This window comes from Streptomyces sp. NPDC033178, from assembly GCF_055577685.1.
The window spans coordinates 235,087-261,171 of record NZ_JBVIPT010000015.1; the positions used below are offsets into that span (position 1 = coordinate 235,087).

General features: G+C 69.2%; 19 protein-coding genes. 9 read left to right on the forward strand and 10 right to left on the reverse strand.

Going from position 1 to position 26,085, the window contains the following annotated elements; translation table 11 throughout:
- Window positions 1-188: 188 nt before the first annotated feature.
- Window positions 189-1,598 carry a hypothetical protein gene (locus ACZ5VQ_RS33305; protein WP_469108263.1) on the forward strand — a complete coding sequence of 470 codons (1,410 nt, stop codon included), beginning with the start codon at window positions 189-191 and terminating at the stop codon, window positions 1,596-1,598.
- A gap of 117 nt (window positions 1,599-1,715) precedes the next feature.
- On the opposite strand, the gene ACZ5VQ_RS33310 is transcribed toward ACZ5VQ_RS33305, so the two are convergent.
- Window positions 1,716-2,558, reverse strand: a complete 843-nt coding sequence (locus ACZ5VQ_RS33310; RefSeq protein ID WP_469108196.1) for a hypothetical protein — start codon at window positions 2,556-2,558, stop codon at window positions 1,716-1,718.
- A gap of 561 nt (window positions 2,559-3,119) precedes the next feature.
- Between ACZ5VQ_RS33310 and ACZ5VQ_RS33315 the strand changes: the two genes are divergently transcribed.
- Complete coding sequence (locus ACZ5VQ_RS33315; RefSeq protein ID WP_469108197.1) at window positions 3,120-4,211, forward strand: glycoside hydrolase family 62 protein; 1,092 nt, start codon at window positions 3,120-3,122, stop codon at window positions 4,209-4,211.
- Between the two features lie 63 nt (window positions 4,212-4,274).
- Here ACZ5VQ_RS33315 and ACZ5VQ_RS33320 read toward each other — a convergent pair whose 3' ends face one another.
- Together ACZ5VQ_RS33320 and ACZ5VQ_RS33325 are read right to left on the reverse strand one after the other, a co-directional pair.
- Window positions 4,275-6,530, reverse strand: coding sequence for an MMPL family transporter (locus ACZ5VQ_RS33320; protein ID WP_469108198.1), 2,256 nt, complete (start codon window positions 6,528-6,530; stop codon window positions 4,275-4,277).
- A gap of 110 nt (window positions 6,531-6,640) precedes the next feature.
- Window positions 6,641-7,195 (reverse strand): HAD domain-containing protein, encoded by a 555-nt coding sequence (locus ACZ5VQ_RS33325; RefSeq protein WP_469108199.1) that lies wholly within the window; start codon window positions 7,193-7,195, stop codon window positions 6,641-6,643.
- A 93-nt stretch (window positions 7,196-7,288) separates the two neighbouring features.
- Here ACZ5VQ_RS33325 and ACZ5VQ_RS33330 point away from each other — a divergent pair, with 93 nt between their 5' ends.
- Window positions 7,289-7,780, forward strand: a complete 492-nt coding sequence (locus tag ACZ5VQ_RS33330; protein WP_469108200.1) for a carboxymuconolactone decarboxylase family protein — start codon at window positions 7,289-7,291, stop codon at window positions 7,778-7,780.
- 145 nt (window positions 7,781-7,925) lie between these two features.
- Here ACZ5VQ_RS33330 and ACZ5VQ_RS33335 read toward each other — a convergent pair whose 3' ends face one another.
- The 6 genes from ACZ5VQ_RS33335 to ACZ5VQ_RS33360 are packed head-to-tail and all read right to left on the reverse strand — an operon-like array spanning window position 7,926 to window position 15,963.
- Window positions 7,926-8,720, reverse strand: coding sequence for an aminotransferase class IV (locus ACZ5VQ_RS33335; protein WP_469108201.1), 795 nt, complete (start codon window positions 8,718-8,720; stop codon window positions 7,926-7,928).
- A gap of 59 nt (window positions 8,721-8,779) precedes the next feature.
- Window positions 8,780-9,958 (reverse strand): FAD-dependent monooxygenase, encoded by a 1,179-nt coding sequence (locus ACZ5VQ_RS33340; RefSeq protein ID WP_469108202.1) that lies wholly within the window; start codon window positions 9,956-9,958, stop codon window positions 8,780-8,782.
- 1 nt (window position 9,959) lies between these two features.
- Complete coding sequence (locus tag ACZ5VQ_RS33345; protein ID WP_469108203.1) at window positions 9,960-11,552, reverse strand: class I adenylate-forming enzyme family protein; 1,593 nt, start codon at window positions 11,550-11,552, stop codon at window positions 9,960-9,962.
- Between the two features lie 41 nt (window positions 11,553-11,593).
- The gene (locus tag ACZ5VQ_RS33350) at window positions 11,594-13,162 is read right to left on the reverse strand and encodes an AMP-binding protein (RefSeq protein WP_469108204.1); all 1,569 of its coding nucleotides are present in this window, start codon (window positions 13,160-13,162) and stop codon (window positions 11,594-11,596) included.
- On the reverse strand, window positions 13,159-15,306 hold the full coding sequence (gene pabB, locus ACZ5VQ_RS33355) for an aminodeoxychorismate synthase component I (protein WP_469108205.1): 2,148 nt from the start codon (window positions 15,304-15,306) through the stop codon (window positions 13,159-13,161). Before pabB ends, ACZ5VQ_RS33350 begins: the two co-directional genes overlap by 4 nt.
- A 24-nt stretch (window positions 15,307-15,330) precedes the next feature.
- A complete protein-coding gene (locus ACZ5VQ_RS33360; RefSeq protein WP_469108206.1) occupies window positions 15,331-15,963 on the reverse strand; it encodes an antibiotic biosynthesis monooxygenase in 633 nt (210 codons plus the stop codon).
- A gap of 234 nt (window positions 15,964-16,197) precedes the next feature.
- On the opposite strand from ACZ5VQ_RS33360, the gene ACZ5VQ_RS33365 reads away from it, so the two are divergent.
- Window positions 16,198-16,989: a DUF3050 domain-containing protein gene (locus tag ACZ5VQ_RS33365; protein WP_469108207.1), complete on the forward strand. Its 792-nt coding sequence runs from the start codon at window positions 16,198-16,200 to the stop codon at window positions 16,987-16,989.
- A 144-nt stretch (window positions 16,990-17,133) separates the two neighbouring features.
- On the opposite strand, the gene ACZ5VQ_RS33370 is transcribed toward ACZ5VQ_RS33365, so the two are convergent.
- The gene (locus tag ACZ5VQ_RS33370) at window positions 17,134-18,123 is read right to left on the reverse strand and encodes a LacI family DNA-binding transcriptional regulator (protein WP_469108208.1); all 990 of its coding nucleotides are present in this window, start codon (window positions 18,121-18,123) and stop codon (window positions 17,134-17,136) included.
- A gap of 283 nt (window positions 18,124-18,406) precedes the next feature.
- On the opposite strand from ACZ5VQ_RS33370, the gene ACZ5VQ_RS33375 reads away from it, so the two are divergent.
- From ACZ5VQ_RS33375 to ACZ5VQ_RS33395, 5 genes are all read left to right on the forward strand, one after another.
- The gene (locus ACZ5VQ_RS33375; RefSeq protein ID WP_469108209.1) at window positions 18,407-19,333 is read left to right on the forward strand and encodes a carbohydrate ABC transporter permease; all 927 of its coding nucleotides are present in this window, start codon (window positions 18,407-18,409) and stop codon (window positions 19,331-19,333) included.
- Window positions 19,334-19,335: 2 nt separating this feature from the next.
- The gene (locus ACZ5VQ_RS33380) at window positions 19,336-20,283 is read left to right on the forward strand and encodes a carbohydrate ABC transporter permease (protein ID WP_469108210.1); all 948 of its coding nucleotides are present in this window, start codon (window positions 19,336-19,338) and stop codon (window positions 20,281-20,283) included.
- A gap of 91 nt (window positions 20,284-20,374) precedes the next feature.
- Complete coding sequence (locus tag ACZ5VQ_RS33385) at window positions 20,375-21,712, forward strand: ABC transporter substrate-binding protein (protein ID WP_469108211.1); 1,338 nt, start codon at window positions 20,375-20,377, stop codon at window positions 21,710-21,712.
- Window positions 21,713-21,765: 53 nt separating this feature from the next.
- Window positions 21,766-23,808 carry a beta-galactosidase gene (locus ACZ5VQ_RS33390; RefSeq protein WP_469108212.1) on the forward strand — a complete coding sequence of 681 codons (2,043 nt, stop codon included), beginning with the start codon at window positions 21,766-21,768 and terminating at the stop codon, window positions 23,806-23,808.
- Window positions 23,809-23,927: 119 nt separating this feature from the next.
- Entirely contained in the window at window positions 23,928-25,973 is a 2,046-nt protein-coding gene (locus ACZ5VQ_RS33395; protein WP_469108213.1) for a glycoside hydrolase, read from the forward strand.
- Window positions 25,974-26,085: the final 112 nt, after the last annotated feature.

A 26,085-nucleotide genomic window follows, 5' to 3' on the forward strand; every position in this document is an offset into this window, starting at 1 on the left:
GATGAACACTATGAACGCAATGATCAAGCCATGGGTTTTCGCCCGGCCTCTCCTTAGCATCGGCCCCGCCGCGCAACGGTGCGCCGATGAGGAGAAGGAGTACGCCCATGGACCGGCCGAGACTCGGAACGTCGGGTATCCGTGACATCCGCAACGGGGCCAAAGGACTTCGACGCCGCCGTGCAGCGATGGCCGCGGGCCTTGCGGGAATTCTCGTCGGCACACTCGCCGGACCGACGTCGGCCGTCTCCGCCCCCTCCTCAACCGCGGGCGGGCCGGCTTCCGTGGAGTGCCCAACCACTCTGACCGGAAAGGCCACTTGTTACACCGGGCAGGATTCCAACGGCGCCTATTACGCGATCGCCGTCCCGAAGGAATGGAACGGCTCGCTCGTGATGCACGCGCACGGGGGCCCCGACCTCGGCGCGGACTCCGACCCGGACCGCAGCATCGGCGACCTGGAACGCTGGTCGGTGATGGTGGACGAAGGCTATGCGTGGGCCGGTTCGTCGTATCGCCGGGGCGGTTACGGAACGCGAATGGCCGCCGCGGACACGGAGAATCTGCGCCGCCTGTTCGTCGAGAAGTTCGACAGGCCGAAGCGGACATACGTGCACGGTCAGTCCTGGGGCGGCAACGTCGCCGCGAAGGTCGTGGAGACGTACGGCGCGAAGAAGCACGGCCCCTACGACGGCGCCCTGCTCACCAACGGCGTGCTGGGCGGCGGCTCGCGCGGTTACGACTACCGCGTGGACCTGCGGGTGGTCTACCAGTACTACTGCCAGAACCACCCTCGCCCCACCGAGCCCCAGTACCCGCTGTGGGAGGGGCTGCGGACGACCTCGACCATGACGAGCGCGGGGCTGCGCGCCCGCCTGGAGGAATGCACGGGATTCGCCTCCCCCGCCGAGGAGCGGACCGGGCCGCAGCAGCGCAATCTGGACGACATCCTCGCGGTCACGGGCATTCCGGAGCGCACCCTGGAATCACATCTGCGCTTCGCGACGTTCACGTTCCGCGACATCGTGCACAACCGGCTCGGCGGGCGTAATCCGTTCAGCAACAAGGGCGTTCGCTATTCCGGGTCCCACGACGACAAGGCGCTCAACGCGGGTGTCGAACGGTTCTCCGCGGATCCGACCGCCGTTCGCGATCTGTCGTACGACAGCGACCTCACGGGCAAGGTCGCGATTCCCGTCCTCACACTCCACGCCATCGACGATCCGACGGCATTCGTCGAGCACGAGGCGGCCTATCGCGACAGCCTTCGGGGCGCGCACCGGGAGAAGAGGCTCGTGCAGTCCTTCACCCGGGAAAGCGAACACAGCGGGCTGAGCAATTCCGAGTACGCCAACTCGATCTCCACTCTGGACTCTTGGGTACGCACCGGAAAGAAGCCGACGCCGAAGTCGCTCGCGGCGTCCTGCGGTGCGTTCGACAAAAGGTACGGCACCGGCTGCTTTTACGACCCGAGTTTCTTCCCCGGTTCATACGCCACACGGGTCAACCCCCGTCCGGGCGGGCTGCGTTGGCCCGCCATGAGCGCCGCCCAGGAGAAGTCCTGGAGCCGGATCAACGGCGTGGGCATCGCTCCCTGAACGTGACGTGACCCCCCGGGGCAACAGCTCCGCCTCCCGGCCGGCACGGATGGTGTCGGCCGGGAGGCGGAGCCGTAGGTGTGCGCTACGGCACGAGGACGATCCCGTGCACGTCCGTCATGAGCGACGCGAGCGGGCCGCGAACACCGCACCGGCGCCCAGGGCGATCACCACGGCAGCACCACCGGCGATCAGACCGACCGGCGCGCCTGCACCCGTCTCCGCCAGCGGCGGCGTGCTGTCGCTGGGCGACGGCTCCGGGGTGGCGGGCGGCTTCGAGGACAGCGGCGGTACGTCCGGTGTCGTGGGGGGCGTCGCGGAGGGCTTGGGGGTGGTCGGCGGAGTCGTCTCCTCCGCGGGCGGAGTGCTGTCCGCGGGAGTCGACGGGGTCGGCTCCGAAGGGGTCGGGGTCGGGCTGGGCGAGTCCGGCGGGCTGTCGGCGCACTCCTTCTCGCCTCCGTTCCACGCCGCTATGAGGTGGTACGGAGTGTTGACGCCGTCGGGCTGGTAGGGGGCGGGGCCGTGCCCCTCGCCCGTCTTGCCGTCGTAGGCGATGTCGTCGCCGTACAGGTCGATCTGGCCGTAGCAGTCGGGCAGCTTCACGGCCAGCTTCTGCCAGGTCCGCTTCGCGTCGTCGTCGCCGGCCACGTCATCGGCGGTGAGGTAGACGGTGGCCTTGTCCACCATGGTCTGGCGACCGGAAGTGGCCCAGTTCGGCCCCTCGGTGGTGTATTCGGCGAGGGAGACGGGGTACTTGCAGCCCTCCGCGACCTTCTGTCCGGGGGCCAGCCGGACCTCGACGGGCCCGGGGACGGTGTCCCAGGAACGGAATCCGCCCTGTGAGGTCCAGTCCGCGCCCACGACACCTCCGTCGGCGCCGACGATGCGGTACTGGACGGTGGCCGACTGGCACGTCCCGCCGGGCGTGGCGCTTGCGACGCCTGCCCCGAACACGGGCACGGCGGCGACTGCGAGGAATGCGGACGCTGCGAGGGCAGCCGGAATCCTGGGTTGTTGCGAACGCGACAAGATGGGCCTCTGTGGATCGAAATGTGTGGGAGGTGGCTGAGCGCACGTGACCGACGCGGGCGGACGCAACGAGGGCGTGCGCGACCGAGTCACTCGCGCCACTTCACTCGCTTCAGACACAGCGGAGTGGAGTGATCCGAATTCTTGTCACCTTTCACAACTCCCGTCAATCCTTCACGAGTTCACCATGTTTCGACTTGATCACGACTCGCGTTCCCCGGCCCGAAGGGGCGTGACACGGAGGTGGGCCCCGGGGCCGGAGCGGGTCCTGGAGGCCCCACGAAACCGCACCGAAAGCTGCGCTCCTGGAAGCGAATGATGCGGGAGGTATTGACGCTCCTGGTGAGCCCTCTAGCATCCAAGGCCCACGAACCGGGCACGACAGCACCCGCATCACCCGTACCGGCAAGGCTCTCCCCACACGCCACAGTTCCGGACGAAGAGCGCACCTGGTGTTCGTGCGGTGAGCCCCGATCTCCCCTGGGAGCCCGCATGTCCGCACCCTTATACGGTCTACGCCCGCGCCATCACCACATCCACCACGCCCGCCGTACGGCCCTGGTCCTCCTGCTGGGCCTGGCGATGTCACTGCTCGCCGTTCCCACGCGGTCGTACTCCGCTCCGCCTCCGAAGGAATCGGCGGTCGCGGCGCAACTTCCGAGCAGCTTCCGGTGGTCGTCCAGCGGCCAGCTGATCTCGCCCAGGCCCGATGCGAGCCACCCCGTCGTCTCCGTCAAGGACCCGACGGTGGTCCAGGCGAACGGCAAGTGGCACGTCTTCATGACGACCGCGAACACGGCCGGGTCCTGGAGCCTGGCCTACACGAGCTTCACCGACTGGTCGGGGGCTTCGGCGGCCCCACTCACCTACCTCGACACCAACCCCAACATCGGCACCGGTTACCGGGCCGCCCCTCAGGTGTTCCACTTCGCGCCGAAGAACGTGTGGTACCTCGTCTACCAGACCGGTCCGCCCTCGTACTCCACGAGCACGGACCCCGGCAACCCGCAGAGCTGGTCGGCGCCCAGGACGTTCCAGAACGCCGCCCCGTCGGGCACGCTCGACTACTGGACCATCTGCGACAGCGCCATGTGCTACCTGTTCTCCGCGGACGACAACGGCCACGTGTACCGCTCCGAGACCACCGTCGGCGAATTCCCCGGCGGCTTCCGCAACACCCAACTCGTGCTCCAGGACTCCAAGTTCGCCCTGTTCGAGGGCGGCGCCGTCTACCGCGTACAGGGCACGAACACCTATCTGCTGCTGTGGGAGGCCATCGGCAGCGACGGCAGGCGGTACTACCGCTCCTTCACGGCCCAGGGACTCACCGGTCAGTGGCAGCCGCTGGCGGCCACCGAGGCCAATCCGTTCGCCCGCGCCACCAACGTGACGTTCCCCTCCGGCGCGTGGACCAGGGACATCAGCCACGGCGAACTCATCCGCGCCGGCAACGACCAGACCATGACGATCAACCCCTGCCGCCTGCAGTTCCTCTACCAGGGTCTGAACCCCTCGGCCGGCGGCACCTACTCCCAACTCCCCTATCGCCTAGGCCTGTTGACCCAGACGAACTCGGCCTGCTGACCGACCGCGGGCCTCCGCGCAGGCGGAGGCCCGCACGGCTCGCGACGGCACCCCGTCGTCCGTTCAGCCGTGGTCCCCTTCCGGATCCACGTGCGGCAGGATCCGGTCGAGCCGGCCCGGCGTCCACCAGGCGTGCCGCCCGAGCAGGGTCATGACGGCCGGAACGAGCAGCAGGCGTACGACAGTTGCGTCGATCAGCACGCTCACGGCCAGGCCGAGCCCGAGCATCTTGACGACGATGTTGTCGATCACGATGAACGCGGCGAAGACGCTCACCATGATCAGGGCGGCGCAGGTGATGACACGCGCGGTGATCTCCAGGGCGTGCGCCACGCCGGCCTTCGCGTCCCCGGTGCGCAGCCAGGCCTCGTGGACACGCGACAGCAGGAAGATCTCGTAGTCCATGCTGAGGCCGAAGATGATGGCGAACATCATCATGGGCACGTAGCTCTCGATGGGCACCTTGCCCGACACGCCCAACGCCGGTCCGCCCCAGCCCCATTGGAAGACGGCGACGACCACGCCGTACGAGGCGGCGATGGACAGGACGTTGAGGACGGCCGCCTTGAGCGCGACCAGCAGTCCGCGGAAGACCACCAGGATGATGATGAAGGCCAGGGCGACCACCACCGCGATGATCAGCGGGAGACGCTCGGCGACGATGTCCCGGAAGTCGACCTGGGCGGCCGTGGTGCCCGTGACATAGCCCTTGGCGTCGGTGCCCGAGACCGCCTGGGGCAGGGTCTGGTCGACCAGGCGGTTCGTCAGGTCGGTGGTGTCCGCGCTCTGCGGGGCCTCCTTGGAGTAGACCGTGCCCACGAGCACGTCACCGTCCTGGGTGGGCGTGAGCTGTGTGCTCGTGGCCGCGCCCTGCACGTCGGTGAGGGACTTCTGCGCCTGTGTCGCCAGCGACGAACGCTGGTCGGACGGTACGGAGGTCTGGTCGATGACGACGGTCAACGGGCCGTTGGAACCGGGTCCGAAGGCGTCCGACATGAGGTCGTAGGCCCGTCGGTCCGTGAACGACTTGGGGTCCGCGCCGTCGCCGATGTGGCCGAGCTGGATCGAGAACACCGGGATCGCCAGGACCAGGACCGTGGCGGCTCCGCCTGCCAGGAACCACCAGGGGCGGCGCTGCACACGCTGGGCGTAGCGGTGCCAGGTGCCCTGGACGGGTTCGCCCGGTGCGGCGTTCGTCTCCGCGACGGGGCGGCGCACCCGGTAGCGGTCGATGCGGTGGCCGATGAGTCCGAGCAGGGCGGGGACGAGGGTCAGCGCGCCGGCGACGGCCGAGACGACGGTCACGGCCGCGGCCACGCCCAGCAGGCCGATGAAACTGACTCCGGAGACCGAAAGACCGGCCAGGGCGATGATCACCGTGCAGCCGGAGACGAGTACGGCCCGGCCGCTGGTGGCGGTGGCCCTGCCCGCCGCGCGGACCGGGTCGTCGCCGTTCATGAGGTTCTGCCGGTGGCGGGTGATGAGGAACAGCGCGTAGTCGATGCCGACGCCCAGGCCGATCATGGTGGCCAGCGTCGGGGACACCGTGGCGAAGGTGAAGGCCGAAGCGAGAAGCCCCAGGCAGGCCAGCCCTCCCACGGCGCTGATCAGGGCGGTCAGCAGCGGGATGCCCGCCGCGAGCACACTGCCGAAGCCGACGAGCAGGACGACGATCGCCACCGCGAATCCGATCAACTCGCTGATCCGGTCGTCGGGGGCGGGCCTGGCGAGTTCACCGAGGGGGCCGCCGTACTCGACGTCCACCCCCGCCGACCTCAGGGACTGGACCGAGCTGTCCACTCCGTCGAGGTACGAGTCGCCGAGCGTCGACGGCTGTACGTCGAAGCGGATGGTGATGTAGCCGGTCTTCCCGTCGCTGGACAGCGGACCCACGTTCGGCTGCTGCGACTGTCCCGAGGACTGCTGCGACGACTGCTGGGAGGAGGCGGCCGTCAACGGGTTCTGTGCCGAGAGGACATGGGGAAGCTTCTGCAGAGCAGTGATCGTCTGGCTCATCTGCGAGCTCACCGACGTCAGCGACTGCTTGTCGTCGTGCAGCACGATCTGGCTGCTGTAGCCGCCCGCCGCCGGGTCGTGCTTCTTCAGAACGTCCAGGCCCTGTTGCGACTGGACCCCGGGAAGCTGGAAGTCGTCCGAGTAGTCTCCGCCGAAAGAGCGGTCCAGGACCTGCAGGGCGGCCGGCACGACCAGCCAGGCCACGATGACGATCACGAAGTGCCGGGCACACCACTCCCCCAGCCTGCGCAGCAGCCCCGGTGCACCATGCCCGTCCCCTGTACTGGACCGCGTTGGCGACATGGGCTGCTCCCGCAGTGAGTGATCACGACTTTCCCCATTGAACGACGCTTTGATTGCACCGTCATATGGAGCGTCATATGGAGGCGGGAGGCCCGTCAGTGGTCCAGGAGTCAGGAACCCCTGGCGGCTTCGGCGGCCAGCCACTCGCCGAGGACGTCGAAGTCCGCGTCGGTGAGGCCCCGGCGGGGGTCGACCCGGTGCAGCAGAGCGCGCCCGCGATGATGTGCGCAGACCCAGGCCCGATCGGTGTCGGTGATCTCGTCGTCGACCCAGACGAACGACCGGCCGGCCGCCCGGTCGACGAGAGCGCGGGTCTTCCAGTGCAGTCCGCGCCGCGCGTCCCGTTCGGCCTCCCCGTCGGCCTCCTCGGCGTCCGGCTCCGGCCAGGTCACGACGGTCAGTTCGGGGAGACCGAGCCGCGGGGCGACGGTCTCGTTCGCCTCGGCCATCCAGGTGGTGGCCCAGACCAGCTCGCACGGCAGAGCCATCAAGCGGGGTCCGTGTCCGGGGTCGATCCTGGCCAGGAGTGGATTCTCGTCGGGCCCTGCCGGGTTCGCCCCATACGTCGGATACCCGTCCGGGTACTGCCCCGATGCCGCCCCGAAGGGTATGAGCGGACCGTCGACATCGAGGAAGAGCAGTGGACGCTCCGTGGATCCGGTCATGGCCGCACAATAGCCGTCCCTGCGGGAAATCGTCACATGACCATTCGCGCTGTTTCCATTTCATGGAGTGCATGAGACGGATAGAGTCGGCCCATGCCCAAGATTGAATCCACACCCCGTGTGGCCCTCAAGAAAACAACCCCCGACGTGTCCGGAGCGATGGGCGCGCTGCACGGCGCGGCCGTTCTGGCGGCGCAGGACGCCAAGATCGAGCCGGAACTCCTTGAACTCATCCGGATTCGCGCCTCACAGATCAACGGCTGCGCGTTCTGCATCGACATGCACACGAAGGACGCCCGCGCGAAGGGCGAGAGCGAGCAGCGTGTGTACGCGCTGAACGCCTGGCAGGAGACGCCCTTCTTCAACGAACGGGAGCGCGCCGCGCTGGCGTTGACCGAGGCGGTGACACTGGTGCACGACGGGCACGTCCCGGACGAGGTCTACGCGGAAGCGGCCGAGGTCTTCGACGAGGCACAGATGGCGGCACTGATCTGGGCGGCCACCGTCATCAACGCGTACAACCGCATCGCCATCGCGACACGGATGGTTCCTGGCGCTTATCAGCCGGCCCAGAAGAAGTCTTGATCGATCCCCGAAAATTGACCTCCGATAATTACTGAATGCGGATACAGGTAATCGCGCCGGGCCGAATACTTTCGGTCCGGCGCGAACCTTTCCCTTATTTGCCTGATCCTAATTGGATTCTTTATCGGATCAGGAAGCTGGCGGATCAGGCAGGAGGCAGTGGTTCCATCAGGCCGTCCAGCCATTCCCGCCATTCCTTGGCGAAGAGGTCCTGACCCGCTTCCATCGGCCGGCCTTCCCAGCCGATCACCGGCCGAATTCCGTGCAGGGCGTTCACGAGCCACACCTCCCGCCCGGCGAGCTGCTCAAGGGTCCGCTCGCGGTGGGCCATCCGGATCCCGCTGTGCACGGCCCGCTCCTGGATGAGGCCCGTGGTGACACCGGCCAGGATCGGCAGTTGCTGCGGGGGCAGGCACAAGGTGTCGTCCTCCCACCACAGCACGCTGGAGGTCGCCCCTTCCAGCACCAGGCCCGAGGGGGCGATCAGTACCGCCTCCTCAGCGCCCTGTCCTCTGGCCCGCTGACGGACCCGGGCCAGCACGTCCAGATCCGGTCCCTTGCGGCGCGGCACGGTTCTCGGGTCCGGCTGGCCGGCCGCCCACACGCGTACCTCCGGAGCGATCGGCGGCGCGTACCGCAGGAGCAGCCGCAACTGGAGGGAGCCGGCCACGAGTTCGACGCGCGGGAACCACGATCCCGTCCGGGGCAGCGCGGCCGTCATGTCCCGCCAGAACTCGTCGAGTTGATCGAGGGACGGACCTCCGCAGTCGCCGCAGGACCGCAGGAACCGCTCGCGGTGCCGGTCGAGACCGCGCACCTGCCCGTCCCGGACCAGCCAGGAGTCCGCGACCAGCAGCTGTGTGTCGGCCGCCAGGCCGGCGATCAGACCACGGCCGGGCATCCACGCCAACAGCCCCTCTGCGGTTGCCGGTTGTGTCATCAAGATACTTTCCCCTCTCAGTACGTCCGTCAGTACCGCCATGCTTGAAGGTGCTCCGGTCAGTACTTCCGGCCGGCGCTCGCCGGTGATCCGTGCCTGGGACCGTACGGTGCGTGTTCCAACCAGGCCCCGCACCAGGGCAGTACGGGTGCCAGGGCCGCCGCGGCCCACTGCTTCGCCCGTACGGTCCGACGGCTGGGCCGCAGATGCTCCAGGGCGGCGCCGGCCGCAGCGCTGTTGAACCGGGCCGCCGTCCGCCGGGCCACCGCGAACTCCGCGACCGCCTCCGTGGTGCCGGCGGCCACGGCCGACGCCGCCGCCGCCGCGTCCGCGATGCCGCTGTTCATGCCGCGGGCGCCGAAGGGCGGGAACAGGTGGGCCGCCTCGCCGACGAGCAGCACCCGGTGCTCCTCGTCGGTGAAGGCCGCCGCGACCTTGCGGAGGAAGTGGTACGTCGACACCCACAGGATCCGGTCGGCGTACCCCTCCCCCACGACCGCGGGCAGCCACTGACGTACCGCCTCCTCGGTGCCGTAGGACTCCTGCGCGTCGTCGTCACGGCACTGCAGGTCGACCTGGAAGCCCCCGGTGAACGGCACGCGCATGACGCTGCGGCCGCCGACGCCGGGATGCTCGTAGTGGAAGACCCGCTCCAGCGGCAGGTCGGCTCCCGGGATGTCGGACACGTCCACCACGACGTGGAAGCCCTCCGAACGGGTGCCCTCCATGGGGATGTCCAGCTCCCGCCGGACCGCGGAGCGGGCGCCGTCGGCGGCGATGACGTGGGTGCCCGTCCAGCCGCGGCCGTCCTCGCTGCTCACCGCGACCGAGGAGTCGGTGACCTTGACCCCCGTGACCCGCGCGCCCCAGGCGAAGTCCACCCCGGCCGCTTCGCAGGCGGCGAGCAGGAACCGCTCGGTGTCCACCTGGCGCAGGCTGGTGAACGGGGGCGGGAAGGAAGGCGGCGGGAACGTCCTGGCGTACACCTCGCGGCCCCGGTACAAGGTGCGTTTGGTCTGCCAGGTCCGTCCGTACGACGTGATGCGGGCGGCAAGACCCGGGCGCATCCCTTCGAGCAGTTGCAGGGTCTCCTTGTGGACGAACAGGGCGCGGCTGCCCGGCCGTTCGCGACCCTGCGGGTCCGCTTCCACGAGGGTGACCGGCAGTCCGTGGGCGCGCAGTGCGAGTGCGGCCGACATGCCCACGGGTCCGGCGCCCACGACGATGACAGGGCTCACGTCAGGCGCCGCCGGGATGCTCGGTGGTGGTGGTCGCGCTCTCGGTGAGCATGCGGGTGATCTCCACCCGCTTGACCTTCCAGGTGGAGGTCATCGGCAGTTCGTCGAACCGCCACTGCCGCGGGCCCGCCATCTTCGGCAGGTCGACGGTGGCCTCGTGCCAGCGCCCGAGGTCGAGGGGCTGTTCGCCCCGCACGCACACCACGGGGACGGGCTCGCGGTCGACGCCGGGCACGATGACGACCTCGCGCAGTTCGTCGAGGCGGGACATCAGCGTGTCCTCGATCTCCAGGTTGCTGTGCACGGAGTCGATCTGGTCGATCTCGCGGTCGATCAGATAGAGGGCGCCCCAGCGGTTCCGGTAGCCCATGTCGCCCATCTGCCACCAGCCGTCGCCCAGTTGACGGTCGTACTGGTCCTGGGCGCCGAGGTAGGTGAGGATCCGGCCCCTCGTGCGCGCCTCGATGCGGCCGGGTGTCCCCGGCTGTGTGCGCCGTCCCTCGCTGTCGGCGATCCGGGTCCGGGTGAAGCCGGGGATGCCGATGCCGACGCGGCGGCCGTCCGCCCTGGCCGCGCTGCGGCGGGTGTACCACTGGAAGGCGACCGGGCCCGTCTCGCTCTGCCCGTACAGCTGCATCAGCCAGGGCGAGCGCCGGTTCGACGCGCCGAGCAGCCGCTGCACGGTGCGCGGGTGGATCGCGTCGAAGGTGCTGCCGTACGAGCGGACGCGGGCCAGCGGCGCGCCGGGCGCGTCGGCCAACTCCTCCCAGAGTACGAAGGTGTTGGGGTGGGTCTCGACGATGCCGGGGCGGTGCCGGGCGAGCAGCGGGCCCGCGGCGGCGGGCTCGGGGTCGGTGATGAACAGCAGCGGGCTCCCGAAGTGCAGCAGTACGCCGAGCAGGTGGTAGAAGCGCGAGTGCACGAAGGACATGTGCAGCGCGGCCGTCTCGCCGCGGGTGGGCCAGCCCATGGCCTTCTGCGGTACGAGCCGGTTCCACATGGTGTTCGGGCAGTGCACGGCGAGCTTGGGGATGCCAGTCGTGCCCGAGCTGTGGGTGATGAGCGCGGGTTCGCGCGGGTGCAGCCGGACGGGCCCGTGCGGCGGGGCGCCGGCGTACTTGTCCAGCGGGACCGCTCCGGGCGCGTCGTCCACGCTGAGGGTCTGCCGGACGAGCCGGGCGACGTCGATGTCCTTGAGCGGTCCGGTGAGCTTCGCTCGGTCGGTGACCAGCCAGGGCTCGCGGAGCCGCTTCAGGAGCTGCCCGACGACGGGGCCCTGCAGGCCCGGTGAGAGCAGGACGGGGACGGCGCCGATTCGGGAGACGGCACAGGTCAGCAGGACGATGTCGACGTTGTCGCTCTTGTGGACGACGACCTGCTCGGAGGGCCGGACACCGGCCTCCCACAGCCGCCCGGACAGGTCCTCGACCAGGGCGGCAAGGACCGGGTAGCTGAGGTCGAGACCGAGGTCGGGGCTGACGTCCAGCGGCCGGTCCAGGGTGACCGGGACGGCTCCGTGCCGGGCGGCGGCCTGCTGGAACATCGGGCCGAGGTAGAACCCACGATCGGAGAGCAGGGACTGCGGCTGTGGCATGTGCCCTTTCCTTTCTGGGGTGTTCGCGATCACGGCCACGGTCACCACGCGCCCTGGCGGACGAGGTGGCGGCGGAGCTTGCCGGTCGGGGTGCGGGGCAGCGACGGCACGACGTGGACGGTTCTGGGGGCCTTGAAGGCGGCGAGGTGTTCGCGGGCCAGGCCGATGAGCTCGGCCTCCAGACCGGACCGGCTCGCCGCGAAGGTGGGAGCCGTAGAGGGCGACACGCCGATGACCACATAGGCCCGCAGTGCGGTCGCGCCGCGCTCGTCGGTGACGGCCGCCACGGCGACCTCGCGTACCGCCGGATGCTTGCGCAGCACGGCCTCCACCTCCAGTGGGGAGACGGTGATGCCGCCGACCAGCTCCATGTCGTCGGCGCGGCCCAAGTGCCGGTAGGTGCCGTCCGGTTCGCGCCGCGCGCGGTCCCGGGTGTTGAGCCAGCCGTCGACGAGGACGCGGTCCGTCTCCCCGGCCAGGTTCAGGTATCCGGGTGTCAACGTCGGCCCCTTGACCCAGAGTTCGCCCTCCGAGCCGTCCGGCACCGGGTGTCCGGCTCGGTCGCGCAGCTCCACGTCGAAGCCGGGGACCGGGCGGCCGACGGTGCCGGGGGTGTTGGCGTCGAGACTGTTGGCGCAGAAGGCGTGGCCGGCCTCGGTGGAGCCGATCTGTTCCAGGACGGGCGCGCCGAGCAGTTCGGTGACGCGTTCGCCGAGTCCGGCGGGCATGCCCTCTCCGGCCGACACCGCCGCGCGGACGGAGGCGAAGCAGGCGGCGTGTCCGTCGGCCCGGTCGGCGACCAGGGCGGCGTACGCCGAAGGGACGGAGTAGAGCAGGGTCACCCGGTGGCGGGCGACGAGTTCGTCCACCGCGGCGGGCGAGGGGCGCCGGTCGACCAGTACGGCGGAGGACCCCGAGAAGAGCGGGAAAGCGAAGGCGTTGCCGAAGCCGTACGCGAAGAACAGCTTCGACACCGACAGGGTCACGTCGTCCGGGGTGATCCGAAGCAGCCGGTCGCCGATGAGCTCGTGGTACGTCGCCGGGTCGCCGTGGCAGTGCACAACTCCCTTGGGGGTGCCGGTCGTTCCGGAGGTGTACTGGATGTAGAGCGGGGTGCGCGGTCCGGCCGCGTGGGCGCCGGTGGTCGGGGGTGTGCTGCGGGTGAGCGCGACGAGCTGGTCGGCGCCGAGCCGGGTCCGGCCGGCGAACCGCTCCTCCAGTCCCGGCCCGGTCACGCACAGGGCGGCTCCGGCGTCCTCGGCCATGAACTCGTGGTCGGCCGCGGGCAGTTCGGGATTGACGAGGACCGCGACCGCGCCGAGCCGGGCGGCGGCCAGGAAGGCCGTGACCCAGGCGAGGGAGTCGGGCAACGCCAGGAGAACCCGGTCTCCGGGGCAGACACCGTGGTCGGCGAGCACGCTGGCCGCGCGGGCGGCGAGGTCGTGCACCTCGCCGTGGGTCCAGGCCCGGTGGCCCTGGTGGAAGGCGGGCCGTTCGGTCCAGCCCTGGCCCTCGGCCAGTGCGGCCAGCCCGGAGGCCAGGTTCCCGGCCTCGGTCTCGGCGACACCGGCCGTGTCGGTGGGGCTCGGGGCGGAGGTCGTGGGCGTCATCGGATCTGCTCCTGCAGGGAGACCGGCTCGGCGGTCGTGGACTCGCGGAGGGCGCGTAACTGCGCGGCGGTCTTCAGCAGCATCTCGTCGTACTCCGCTTCGGGATCGGAGCCGAGGACGATGGCGCCGCCCGCTCCCAGGTGCATCCGGCCGCCGGTGAAGACGGCGGTGCGGATGACGATGTTGAGGTCGGCTCCGCCGCTGCAGCCGAGATAGCCGATGGCTCCGGAGTAGACCCCGCGGGCGGCGGTCTCCAGTGAGTCGATGATCTCCATCGTGCGCAGCTTGGGCGCCCCGGTCATCGAGCCACCGGGGAAGCAGGCGCGTACGCAGTCCACGGCTTCGGTACCTGCGCGGAGGCGGCCCTCGACGGTGGAGACCAGTTGGTGCACGGTGGCGTAGGTCTCGGTGGCCATGAGGCGCGGCACCCGGACCGTGCCGGTCTCGCAGACCCGGCCCAGGTCGTTGCGGAGCAGGTCGACGATCATCAGGTTCTCGGCACGGGTCTTGGCGTCCGCGGCGAGCGAGTCCCTCAGCCGGGCGTCCTCCTCCGGCCGGTCGCCGCGGGGCGCGGTGCCCTTGATGGGCTTGGCCTCTGCGACGCCGTCCCGGGTGATCCGCAGGAAGCGTTCGGGGGACGCGCCGGCCACGGTCAGGTCGCCGAACTGCAGGAAGGCAGCGTAGGGCGCCGGGTTGATGCGCCGGAGCACCCGGTAGTAGGCCAACGGGTCGGGCGGCGCGGGTAATTCGGCGGCGTCGGTCAGACAGATCTCGTAGCTCGTACCGGCGTTCAGTTCGCGCTTGCAGGCCTCGATGTCGGCGAGATAGGTCGCGCGGTCGCGCACCAGCCAGGGTTCGGCGGCGTGCGGGTCCGGCTCGGAGGCGGCCGGCGGGGTTGCGGCGGTTCCGGCCGCCGACACGAAGCTCAGCTGCGCCACCGCGCTGTCGAGCCAGTCGGCGGCGTCCCGCGCGCCCTGCGGGGTGTTCTCCGCCAGGCAGACGGCGTAGGTGAAGCCGTCCTGGTGGTCGACCGCGATCAGCCGGTCGGCGAAGAGCCAGGAGGCGTCCGGGGTGTCGGCCCGGTGCCGGTTCGGCGAGCCGCAGTCGGCCTTGAGTTCGTATCCGAAGTAGCCGACGTATCCACCGGTGAAGTCGAAGGGCAGCTCGCCGGCGTCCACCCGGCGGGTCGCCAACTGCCGCTTCAGATAGTCGAAGACGCTGGCCCGCACCTTGCGCGGGGGCCGCCCGGGCCGCTCGACCTCACAGACACCGGACTCGACGTCGTACCGTACGAACTCGGCCAGCGGGCCGGTGCCGTCGCCGAAGAACGAGAAGCGGGACTGCCCCTCCTCGACGCGCGAACTGTCCAGCCAGAACGCCCTGGGCGCGTCGGCGCACATCCGGGTGAAGGCCGTCTCGGTGTCCACGGCGGTCGCGATCCGACGGGTGTGCAGCCGGTACCCGACGGGCGCGGAGCGCCGGGGGCGGGGTACGAACGCCGTGGCGGCGCCGCCTTCGGTACGGGACTCCCGCGTACGGGACTTGGTCAGGCGGACCCCGCGACTGCGCGCCGCCGTGAGGCCCCGGAAGTTCAGGAACAGCCGGTGGCCGTACTCGGTGAGGATCGACTCGGGGTGGAACTGCACACCCCACAGTGGCCGCATGCGGTGGCGCAGTCCCATCAGGACGCCGTCCTCGGCCCAGGCGGTGCCCTTGAGGCTCGCCGGCAGCGGTTCCCGTACGGACAGCGAGTGGTAGCGGACCGCGGTGAAGTCCTGCGGGAGTCCGCTGAACAGGCCCTCGCCCGTGTGCCGGATTCTGGAGAGATGGCCGTGCCGGGGCTCCGGTGCGGCCGTCACCCGGGCTCCCTCGCCCGCCGCGATGCCCTGGTGTCCGAGGCAGACGCCGAGTACGGGGATCGTGGCCTCGGCGAGCACTGGGGCGCTGATGCCGAAGTCGCGCGGGTGAGCGGGGTGGCCGGGTCCCGGGGACACCACGACGTTGTCGAAGCCCCGGAGGTCCGGAAGCTCGTCGGCCGAGGCGTCATTGAGGATCACCACCGGCTCCTCGCCGTTGACCTCGGCAATCAGCTGGAACAAGTTGTATGTGTACGAGTCATAATTGTCGATGAGCAGGGTCTTCACCCGCCCACCCCCCTTTGGTCGTTCTCAGCCTTGCGCAGCCCGTCGTTTGTGCCGTCCGCGGATTGCCTGCAGCGGCGGGTACAGCCATTTCTTGAAGAAACGCTGAAGCCGCGGCATGAGAATCCACGTGACAATGGCCGTCACGGCCAGGCAGAGGAACAAGGTGCGGATGAGAGGGTTGAAGTCACCGAGGTAAGGAAGCACCAACAAATTGAATATGAGTACAGGAGGGAAGACCGCGCTCATATTCACGAACCATAACTTCCACTTCGGTGGCGGACGTGGTGCCGCCGCGGTCGCGGAAGGGGTTTCGGTCAGGGACTCGAACCAGGCCTTCGAGCCCTGCACGGTCCGCCGGCCCGTCTCACGGGCCAGCATCTCCCCACGGGCCTGCCAGTCGGCCCGCTCGACCGAGTTGTCCCAGGCCAGAGCGGAACCTTCACTGGTGAAGCGGTAGACCACATGCCACTCCGCCTCTCCGTCGACAAGTACGCCACCGCCGAGAAAGCCCGGTTCCTGCGCGGTCGCACGCAGCACACCCCACCCCCAGGAGTGGAACTCGGCCTCGCGGCCCGGTACCACTCGATACGCGACGGTGACGGTAACGGGATTCCTGGTCACGCCTCTGAATACGGAAAGGGAAGACTTGATGTTCAACTCTCAACGGAGTTTTTGCGCCCGGCCGGGAAAGCTGCCCTTTGTCACCCTTCTGCCCGCCTTGACAGCTTTTGTCAGGCAGTACTTCCGGTAACATTTGTGAATTCCTGAAATCGCTTGCCGGGTTATCGAACAAAGCGGCACCATCACTCCCGGGGGCACCGTTCGCAGTCGACGTGAAGAGCCGTACGTCGAGCCGAATGAGCCGGATCTGAAAGAGCAAGAAGGAGACCCATGTCCAGGTACGACTGGAGCATGACCCACGAGGGAATCGACCGGGTGCGCGCCGAGATCGAACCGGCCCGAAAAGAAGTGACCGCCCATCCGATTTACCAGCGGATAAGCACCCGGGAGGACATGGCGACCTTCATGGAGCACCACGTCTTCGCGGTGTGGGACTTCATGTCGCTCCTGAAGTCCCTCCAGCGGGAGCTGACGTGTGTGGACGTCCCCTGGGTGCCGCGCGGCTCGCAGGTGAGCCGACGCCTCATCAACGACATCGTGCTGGTGGAGGAGAGCGACGAGCTGGACGGCGGCTTCACCAGCCACTTCGAGCTCTACCGGGGCGGCATGGCCGAAGCGGGGGCGGACACCTCACGCCTGGACACGTTCCTCGCACTGCTCGGGGAGGGCCACGACGTGCAGGCGGCGCTGCGGGTCGCCCAAGTACCCGGCCCCGCGGCCGAGTTCGTCACCACGACGTTCGGGATCATCCTCGACAGGCCCCTGCACTGCCAGGCGGCCGCTTTCGCCTTCTCCCGGGAGGACCTCATCCCGGACATGTTCGACCAGGTGATCAAGAAGGAGGGTTCCGACCGGTTCCCGATCTTCTGCGACTACCTGGCCCGGCACATCGAGGTGGACGGCGAGGAGCACACACCCATGGCCATGGCCATGGTGGCGGACCTCTGCCGCGACGACGACGCCCGCTGGAAGGAAGCAGCGGAGACTGCGGCCCTCGCACTGGAGGCGAGGTCCCGTCTCTGGGACGCGATCGTGGATGCCATGGAGCAGCCGGACAACTGACCCCGGCCGACGGCTCCCCCGGGCCGCGCGACGCCTTCCTCGCCGGCCCAGTACGGTCCCGCCCCACAGGGGCACGGGGAACTACGCGACCAGCCACGGCCAACCCGCGGACGGCACACACGCACAGCCCGCCCCGCGGATCGCTCACCGCACCCGCGGAGCCGCCGTACTGTCGCGCACCACGAGCCGCGTAGGCACGAGCGTGGTCCCGTGCTCCGGCATGTCGTGGCGCATCTGCCGCAGCACGCCCTCGACACAGCGGCGTCCCACCTCGGCGAAGTCCTGGTGGACGGTGGTCAGGGGAGGCAGGAAGGAACCCGCCTCGGGGATGTCGTCGAAGCCGATGACACTGACGTCGTCGGGCACGTACCGGCCCTGTTCGTGCAGGGCCCTCAGCAGGCCCAGCGCCATCTGGTCGTTGGCCGCGAACACCGCCGTGCAGTCCCGCTGTGCGGCGAGTTCGAGGCCGGCCCGGTAGCCGGACTCGGCCGACCAGTCGCCGCGTACCAGCGGTGGCGCCGTGCAGCCCGCCTCGGTGAGTTCGGCACGCCAGGCGTCGGCGCGGCGCTGGGCCGCGAAGGACTCCTCGGGCCCGGCCAGGTGCCAGACGGTCTCGTGGCCGAGGTCGAGCAGATACCGCACCGCTGCGCGGGTCCCGCCGGCCTGGTCGGTGTCGACCACGGTGTAGCGGTCACCGGCGTCCGAGTCCGCCACGACGACCTGGATGTGGGGCGGCAGGGTGAGGGCCACCGCGTCGAGCAGGTGCACTTCCAGGATGACGATGACGGCGTCGACGGCCAGCTCCCCCAGCCGGGAGAACGCGCCGCGCACCTCGTCCTGCGTGGGTACGGCGACGGGCAGCAGCGTGACGGCGTACCCCTCGTGCGCCGCCGAGGTGGCGATCGCCTCCAGTGTGCGCACGTTGCCCGTGGTGGAGAGGCCGAAGGTGATGACGCCGATGGTGCGGAACTCGCCGCGCTTGAGCGCCCGGGCGGCGCTGTTGGGCCGGTAGCCCAGTTCCTGCATGGCCGCCAGGACCTGCTGCCGGGTCTCCTCGTTCACACCCGCGTAACCGTTCGAGACTCGCGAGACGGTCTGCGAGGAGACGCCCGCCAGTCGGGCGACATCCGCCATGGACGCGCTCTGCGTCCGGCGGGAGGCTCGTTTTCCGGCACGTGCCGGCGCCTTCGGCCTGCTCACCGAGGCGTTGTCCGCTGTGTCCACCCGTCTCCCTCGCTGTCCGAGCCGCAGTTTCCTCAAATGACCCTTGACCACCGTCAACGGGGCAGTGTAGACATGCCGCCATCAGATGTTTACGTAAACATAACAGGCCACGACCTGCTTCGGGACTGGATGTTTACGCAAACATCAGCGGCGCACGACGCCGGGTTCGCGAGAGGGACGAGCGAGGAACGACATGACGACGCTACAACCGCCGGCGGCAGCCAAGCGGCGCCCGGACCGGCCTCCGGCGAAACGGGACCGCCGCTCCTGGACGGGGTGGGGTTTCATCGGTCCCTTCGTGGCCGTGTTCGCCCTCGTCTTCCTGGCCCCGATCGTGTACTCGATCTACCTCAGCCTGTTCCGGGACCAGTTGATCGGCGGCACCACCTTCGTCGGCCTGGACAACTACACACAGGCCCTCAAGGACGAGCAGTTCTGGGACTCGCTCGCACGGGTCTCGCTCTTCCTGGCCGTACAGGTTCCGATCATGCTCGGCATCGCCCTGCTGATCGCCCTCGCGCTGGACAGCGGGCGCCTGTACGGCAAGGACTTCTTCCGCATCGTGATCTTCCTGCCGTACGCGGTGCCCGCCGTGGTCGCCACCCTGATGTGGGGCTTCATGTACGGCACGAAGTACGGACTGGTGGGCGACATCAACTCGGCCTTCGATGTCTCCCTGCCCGACCCGCTCTCGTCCGACCTGGTCCTGGCGTCGATCGGCAACATCGTCACCTGGGAGTTCATCGGCTACAACATGCTGATCTTCTACTCAGCGCTACGGGTCATCCCCAACTCGCTCTACGAGGCCGCGGAGATCGACGGCGCCGGGCAGTTCCGGATCATCAGCGCCATCAAGCTCCCTGCGATCCGCGGTGCCCTGGTCATCGCGACGATCTTCTCGATCATCGGCAGCTTCCAGCTCTTCAACGAGCCGGCCATCCTGCGGCCGCTGGCACGCAACGCGATCACGACCGACTTCACCCCGAACTTCTACACGTACTCGCTGTCCTTCAACGGCCAGCAGCACAACTACTCCGCGGCGGTCGCCATCATCATGGGCCTGATCACCATGGTCATCGCTTATGTCGTGCAGCTCCGCGGCATGCGCAAGGGAGCGTGAACATGAGCAGCTCCGTCACCACCGCCTCCCAGACCGCACCCGCTCCGAACTCCGGCGGCTCCAAGGGCGCGCCCCGGCTGCGCACGCGCAGGGGGCACGTTCCCGGGCGCCCCAAGCGCAGCGTTCTGCTGACCGTCCTCACCGGCCTGGTCCTGCTCTACACCGTGGTGCCCCTGGTGTGGCTGGTCATCAGCGCCACCAAGACCCAGGAAGGGCTCGCCGACTCGTCCGGGCTGTGGTTCAGCAGCGACTTCGCCCTCTGGGACAACATCAGCGAGACGTTCTCGTACCACGACGGCATCTTCGTCCGCTGGCTGCTGAACACCCTTTTGTACGTGGTGCTCGGTGCCGGTGGCGCCACCCTCCTGGCGATCCTGGGCGGCTACGCGCTGGCGAAGTTCGCCTTCCCCGGCAAGCGCGCCGTGTTCGCCGTGGTCATCGGTGCCGTCGCGGTCCCGGGCACCGCGCTTGCGGTGCCGACCTTCCTGATGTTCAGCAAGATGGGGCTCACCGACACCCCGTGGGCGGTGATCATCCCGTCGCTGGTCTCGCCCTTCGGCCTGTATCTGATGTGGGTCTTCGCCACCGAGGCGATCCCGGGCGAACTGATGGAGGCCGCCCGGATCGACGGAGCGGGCGAGATCCGCACCTTCTTCCAGGTGGCCCTGCCGCTGCTCGCCCCCGGCACCGTGACCGTTCTGCTGTTCACCACGGTCGCCACCTGGAACAACTACTTCCTGCCGTTGATCATGCTCAAGGACCCGGACTGGTATCCCCTGACCCTGGGTCTGGACGCCTGGAACAACCAGGCCCAGACGATCGGCGGTGACGTGATCTTCAACCTGGTGATCACCGGTTCGCTGCTCACCATCATCCCGCTGATCGCCGCGTTCCTGCTGTTGCAGAGGTTCTGGCAGTCCGGGCTCGCCGCCGGAAGCGTCAAGGAGTAACCCGCCCTCAAGGCCCCCTCAGTCCCGTCTCTTTCACCTTCATCTCCTCACCCTCACCCTGTCCCACCCACGAAGAAGTGGAAGCACCTCCATGCGCAGAACCACACGCCGCCTGATGCGCGGCCTCGCCGTCCTCTCCGTCCTCGCCCTGGGCGCGACCGCCTGCGGCGGCTCCGACGACGACAGCTCCGGCCAGAAGCCGGTCTCCGCCGACGACATCCAGGCGGCCCTCAAGAAGGGCGGCTCGGTCACTGTCTGGGCCTGGGAGCCCACGCTGAAGTCGGTCGCCGCCGACTTCCAGAAGAAGTACCCCAAGGTCAAGATCAACCTCGTCGGCGAGCGGTCCGGCGACAAGCACTACACGGCTCTGTCGAACGCCATCTCGGCCAAGAAGGGCGTCCCCGACGTCGCGCAGGTCGAGTACTTCGCGCTGAGCCAGTACGCCCTCACCAAGGGCCTCAGCGACCTGGCCCCCTTCGGCGCCGACAAGCTCAAGTCCAAGTACACCCCCGGCCCGTGGAACGCCGTGAGCGAGGGTGACAAGGTCTACGGCCTGCCGATGGACTCCGGCCCGATGGCGATGTTCTACAACAAGAAGGTCTTCGACAAGTACAAGATCGCCGTCCCCACCACCTGGGACGAGTACGTCGAGGCGGCCCGCAAGCTGCACGAGGCCGACCCCAAGGTCTACATCGCCAACGACGCCGGCGACGCCGGTTTCACCACCAGCATGCTGTGGCAGGCCGGTTCGCGTCCCTACAAGGTCGACGGCACCAAGGTGTCGGTCAACTTCGACGACGCGGGCGCCAAGAAGTACACGGACACCTGGCAGAAGCTGATCGACGAGAAGCTCGTCTCGCCGATCAACGGCTGGACCGACGACTGGTACAAGGGCCTGGGCGACGGCACCATCGCCACCCTGACCACCGGCGCCTGGATGCCCGCCAACTTCGTGACCGGCGTGCCGAACGCCGCCGGTGACTGGCGCGCGGCGCCGATGCCGGCCTGGACCAAGGGCGACAAGGCGACCGCGGAGAACGGCGGCAGCTCGCTGGCCCTGCCCGAGCTGGGCAAGAACAAGGAACTCGCCTACGCCTTCGTCGAGTACGCGAACTCCGGTGACGGCGTCGCGACCCGCATCAAGGAGGGCGCCTTCCCGGCGACCACCGCCGAGCTCCAGGACAGCGCGTTCCAGAACAAGGAGTTCGAGTACTTCGGCGGCCAGAAGGCCAACGAGATCTTCGCCGAGTCGGCGGCCAACGTCGGCTCCGACTGGTCGTACCTGCCCTTCCAGCAGTACGCCAACTCGATCTTCAACGACACCGTCGGCAAGGCCTACGTCGGCAACACCAAGCTCGCCGACGGCCTGAAGTCCTGGCAGGACGCCTCCATCAAGTACGGCAAGGAACAGGGCTTCACCGTCGACTAGTTCGGCACACGCCCCCAAGCCGCCCACCCCTGTGCCACCCCGGAAGGACCACGATGATCTCCACCCTCCTGTCCCAGCTGAACGGGCCGGACGGTGACTCCACCCCACGCCTCGCGTACGGCGCCGACTACAACCCCGAGCAGTGGCCTCGCGAGGTGTGGGAGGAGGACGTACGGCTGATGCGTGAGGCCGGCGTCAACCTGGTCTCCGTGGGGATCTTCTCCTGGGCCCGCATCCAGCCGGCCCGGGACCAGTGGGACTTCGGCTGGCTCGACGAGATCATGGGCCTGCTGCACGCGAACGGCATCGGGGTCGACCTCGCCACCGCCACCGCGTCCCCGCCGCCCTGGCTCACCACGGCGCACCCGGAGATCCTTCCGGTGACCGCCTCCGGTGAGACGGTGTGGCCGGGGGCACGGCAGCACTGGCGGCCCACCTCGCCCGTCTTCCGCGAGCACGCACTGCGTCTGGTGCGGACGATGGCCGAGCGGTACGCGGACCATCCCGCGCTGGTGGCCTGGCACATCTCCAACGAGCTGGGCTGCCACAACATCTACGACTACTCGGACGACGCGGCCCGTGCCTTCCGCGACTGGCTGCGCGACCGGTACACCACCCTCGACGACCTCAACCACGCCTGGGGCACGGCCTTCTGGTCGCAGCGCTACAGCGACTGGGACCAGATCCTGCCGCCCCGGCTGGCCGCCTCCCACCCGAACCCCACGCAGCAGCTGGACTTCAAGCGCTTCTCCTCCGACGCGCTGAAGGAGTACCTGCGCGCGGAGCGGGACGTGCTGCGGGAGGTCACGCCCAGCGTGCCGGTCACCACGAACTTCATGGTGATGGGCAACACCAAGGGCATGAACTACCCGGACTGGGCGGGCGAGATCGACTTCGTCTCCAACGACCACTACGTCCACCCGGGCCCGCAGGACCGCGACGAGCTGTCCTTCTCCGCGAACCTCACCAGCGGAATCGCGAGCGGCCGTCCGTGGTTCCTGATGGAGCACTCCACCAGCGCCGTCAACTGGCAGCCCGTCAACGTGGCCAAACGGCCGGGTGATCTGGCCCGCGACTCGCTGCTGCACGTCGCGCACGGCGCCGACGCCGTGTGCTACTTCCAGTGGCGCCAGTCCGCGGCCGGCGCCGAGAAGTACCACTCCGCGATGGTGCCGCACGCCGGCGCCGACAGCGAGGTCTTCCGCGCGGTCACCGCCCTCGGCCGGACCCTCAAGGCCCTGGCCCCGGTCGCGGGCACCGAGCGCGAGCCCGCCCGGGTCGGCATCGTCTACGACTGGGACTCGTGGTGGGCGAGCGAGCAGGACTCCCACCCGACCGCCCTGCTCGACTACCGCCAGGAGGCGCTGGACTGGTACTCCGCCCTGCTCGCCCTCGGCGTCCGGGCGGATGTCGTCACCACCACGGCCGACCTCGACCGCTACGACGTGCTGATCGCGCCCGTGCTGCACGTGATCCCGGCGCCGCTGGCCAAGGAGCTCACGCGGTACACCGAGACCGGCGGCCACCTGGTCACCACGTACTTCTCCGGTGTCGTCGACGAGAACGACCACGTCTGGCTCGGCGGCCACCCGGGAGCGCTGCGCGACCTCCTCGGCATCCGTATCGAGGAGTTCGGGCCGCTGCTCGACGGCGACAGCGTCGACCTGGACGGCGCCGCCACGGGCACCCTGTGGACCGACCGGATCACCGTCACCGACCCGACGGTGGAAGTGCTGGCCCACTACCGCTCGGGTACATACGCGGGCATGCCCGCCGTCACCCGCCGTGCTGCGGGTCAGGGCTCGGCCTCGTACGTCTCCACCCGGCTCGGCGTCGAAGGGCTGGCCGGGCTGCTGCCGGAGTTGCTCGGCCCGGCCGGCGTACAGAGTGAACTGCCCGCCGACGCACAGGGATCGGTCGAGCAGACCGTGCGCCGCGGACCCGACGGCCGCTTCCTGTTCCTGGTCAACCGGACCGACACAACCGTGCCGCTGACCGGCCTCGCCGGAGAGGTGCTGGTCGGCGACACGGACACCGAGGGCCGCCTCGTCCTCGGGCCCAGGGACGTCGCCGTGGTGCGACAGCCCGCCGGCTGACCCACTCCCCGCACCACCGCCGACTCCTCGAACGGCACCGCACTGGTTCGAGGGCCATCCCTCCTGCCCGACGGGCGGGAGGTCCACCGCAGCGCCAACACCGTAGTTGGGAGCACACGATGGCACGCCGCACCCGCAACAGACGGCTCCTCGGAGCCGCCGGCCTCACCGCACTGGCCACCGGGGCCGCCCTCATCTCCGCCCCGTCGTCCACCGCACAGGTCACGGCGGCCGACACCGCCGCCGTCACCGTGCGGCCCGACCCCTCGTACGAGCAGGAGAAGTTCGAGGGGTGGGGCACCAGCCTGGTCTGGTTCGCCAACGCCACCGGGGACTACCCCAAGGAGGTACGCGAGAAGCTCGCCAAGCTCCTCTTCGGGGACGACGGCCTGGCGCTGAACATCGCCCGCTACAACATCGGCGGTGGCAACGCCCCGGACGTCGAGGACTACCTGCGCGCCGGAGGTGCCGTCGAGGGCTGGTGGAAGGCCCCGGCGGGCACCACCCGCGAGGACACCGACTGGTGGAGCGCCGACGACCCGGCGGACTGGAACAAGGACGCCGACGCGACCCAGCGCTGGTGGGTCGACCGCATCAAGAACGACATCGACCACTGGGAGACGTTCAGCAACTCCCCGCCGTGGTTCATGACGAAGAGCGGCTATGTCTCCGGCGGATTCAACGCCACCGAGGACCAGCTCAAGACCGAGTCGGTCGACGACTTCGCCGCCTACATGGCAGGCGCGACCAAGCGTCTTGAGAAGGCCGAGGGCATCAAGGTCGACACGATCGACCCCTTCAACGAGCCCAACACCGGCTACTGGAGCACCCGCCTGGGCGCCGACGGCAAGCCGGTCGGCGGCCGCCAGGAAGGGGCGCACATCGGCCCCGAGCTCCAGCAGAAGGTCATCAAGGCCCTGGACCCGGCGCTGAAGAAGGCGAAGACCAAGGCGGAGATCTCCGCGATGGACGAGACCAACCCGTCCATCTTCTCGACGAACTGGAACACCTACCCGCAGGAAGTGCGGGACCTCGTCGGCCAGATGAACGTCCACACCTACGGCACCGGCCAGCGCACCACCGTGCGTGACCTGGCGAAGGCGGCCGACAAGCCGCTGTGGCAGAGCGAGGTCGAGGGCGACTGGGGCGACGGCCAGAGCTTCACGGACATGCGGCCGGGCCTCGGTCTCGCCCAGCGCATCGTCGACGACCTGCGCGAACTGGAGCCCAAGGCCTGGGTGTTCTGGCAGCCCGTCGAGGACTACGACAACATGAAGCCGGGCGGCGAGTCGGCCAAGGGCGGCAACTGGGGCAGCATCCAGCTCCCGTTCAGCTGCACGTCGACGGACACCCTCGAGTCGTGCCCGATCTACACGAACACGAAGTTCGACACGGCCCGCAACTTCACGCACTACATCAAGCCCGGTGACCGGCTGATCAAGACCGACGACACCTCCAGCGCCGCCGCCGTCTCCAAGAAGGGCAACGGCGCGACGGTCGTCCACGTCAACAGCACCACCGACGCCCGCGCGGTCACCGTCGACCTGTCGAAGTTCGGCAAGGTCAGCCGCAGTGCCACCGTCACCCCGGTCGTGACCAGCGCCGACGGCAAGCTCGAACGCCACAGGGCCGTCAAGGTCAGTGACCGCAAGGCCACCTTCACGGTGCCCGCCCAGTCGGTGACCTCCTTCGTCGTCAAGGGCGTCTCGGGTGTCGCGAAGGACGCGGCCGAGCTGCGTAAGGGCCACACGTACGAGCTGACCGGCGTCCAGAGCGGCAAGGCACTCACCGTCGCCGACAACGGCACGAGCCTCGTCATCAGGACCTCGGCGGGAGACGCGGCCGGCCAGGAGTGGAAGCTGCGGCAGATCTCCGGTGACACCGGCAACCGGCAGCGGTACGTCTTCACCAACCCGGTGGAGGGTAAGCGTCTGGCGGTCCGTGACGGTGCCCCGGTGCTGGAGGCCGACTCCGGTCCGCGCGACAAGGCCACCCAGTGGATCATGTCGACGACCGGCGACGGCACCTGGACCCTTGTCAACGCCGGCACCGGACGGCTGCTGGAGGTCGGCGGCCAGGCCACCAACGACGGAGCCGCGGTCACGCTGTGGACGCCCAACTCCGGCTCCAACCAGCGCTGGAAGGTCACGGACGTGACCGACTAGGACCGGCCGCCGCCCCGAGCGGGCGCCCGGACGCACCCTCTGTCGCACAGCTCTGTGCCCGCCGTTCTGTGCCCGCCGTTCTGTGCCCGCCGTCGCGAACGGCGGGCACAGA

Bases quoted from the DNA above. Each gene is read 5' to 3' on its own strand.
- ACZ5VQ_RS33390 (WP_469108212.1), top strand. From the start codon at position 21,766: ATGATCTCCACCCTCCTGTCCCAGCTGAACGGGCCGGACGGTGACTCC.
- ACZ5VQ_RS33395 (WP_469108213.1), top strand. From the start codon at position 23,928: ATGGCACGCCGCACCCGCAACAGACGGCTCCTCGGAGCCGCCGGCCTC.
- ACZ5VQ_RS33345 (WP_469108203.1), bottom strand. From the start codon at position 11,552: ATGCCACAGCCGCAGTCCCTGCTCTCCGATCGTGGGTTCTACCTCGGC.
- ACZ5VQ_RS33320 (WP_469108198.1), bottom strand. From the start codon at position 6,530: ATGTCGCCAACGCGGTCCAGTACAGGGGACGGGCATGGTGCACCGGGG.
- ACZ5VQ_RS33370 (WP_469108208.1), bottom strand. From the start codon at position 18,123: ATGGCGGATGTCGCCCGACTGGCGGGCGTCTCCTCGCAGACCGTCTCG.
- ACZ5VQ_RS33350 (WP_469108204.1), bottom strand. From the start codon at position 13,162: ATGACGCCCACGACCTCCGCCCCGAGCCCCACCGACACGGCCGGTGTC.
- ACZ5VQ_RS33335 (WP_469108201.1), bottom strand. From the start codon at position 8,720: ATGACACAACCGGCAACCGCAGAGGGGCTGTTGGCGTGGATGCCCGGC.
- ACZ5VQ_RS33365 (WP_469108207.1), top strand. From the start codon at position 16,198: ATGTCCAGGTACGACTGGAGCATGACCCACGAGGGAATCGACCGGGTG.
- ACZ5VQ_RS33315 (WP_469108197.1), top strand. From the start codon at position 3,120: ATGTCCGCACCCTTATACGGTCTACGCCCGCGCCATCACCACATCCAC.
- ACZ5VQ_RS33375 (WP_469108209.1), top strand. From the start codon at position 18,407: ATGACGACGCTACAACCGCCGGCGGCAGCCAAGCGGCGCCCGGACCGG.
- ACZ5VQ_RS33380 (WP_469108210.1), top strand. From the start codon at position 19,336: ATGAGCAGCTCCGTCACCACCGCCTCCCAGACCGCACCCGCTCCGAAC.
- ACZ5VQ_RS33325 (WP_469108199.1), bottom strand. From the start codon at position 7,195: ATGACCGGATCCACGGAGCGTCCACTGCTCTTCCTCGATGTCGACGGT.
- ACZ5VQ_RS33385 (WP_469108211.1), top strand. From the start codon at position 20,375: ATGCGCAGAACCACACGCCGCCTGATGCGCGGCCTCGCCGTCCTCTCC.
- ACZ5VQ_RS33330 (WP_469108200.1), top strand. From the start codon at position 7,289: ATGCCCAAGATTGAATCCACACCCCGTGTGGCCCTCAAGAAAACAACC.
- ACZ5VQ_RS33305 (WP_469108263.1), top strand. From the start codon at position 189: ATGGCCGCGGGCCTTGCGGGAATTCTCGTCGGCACACTCGCCGGACCG.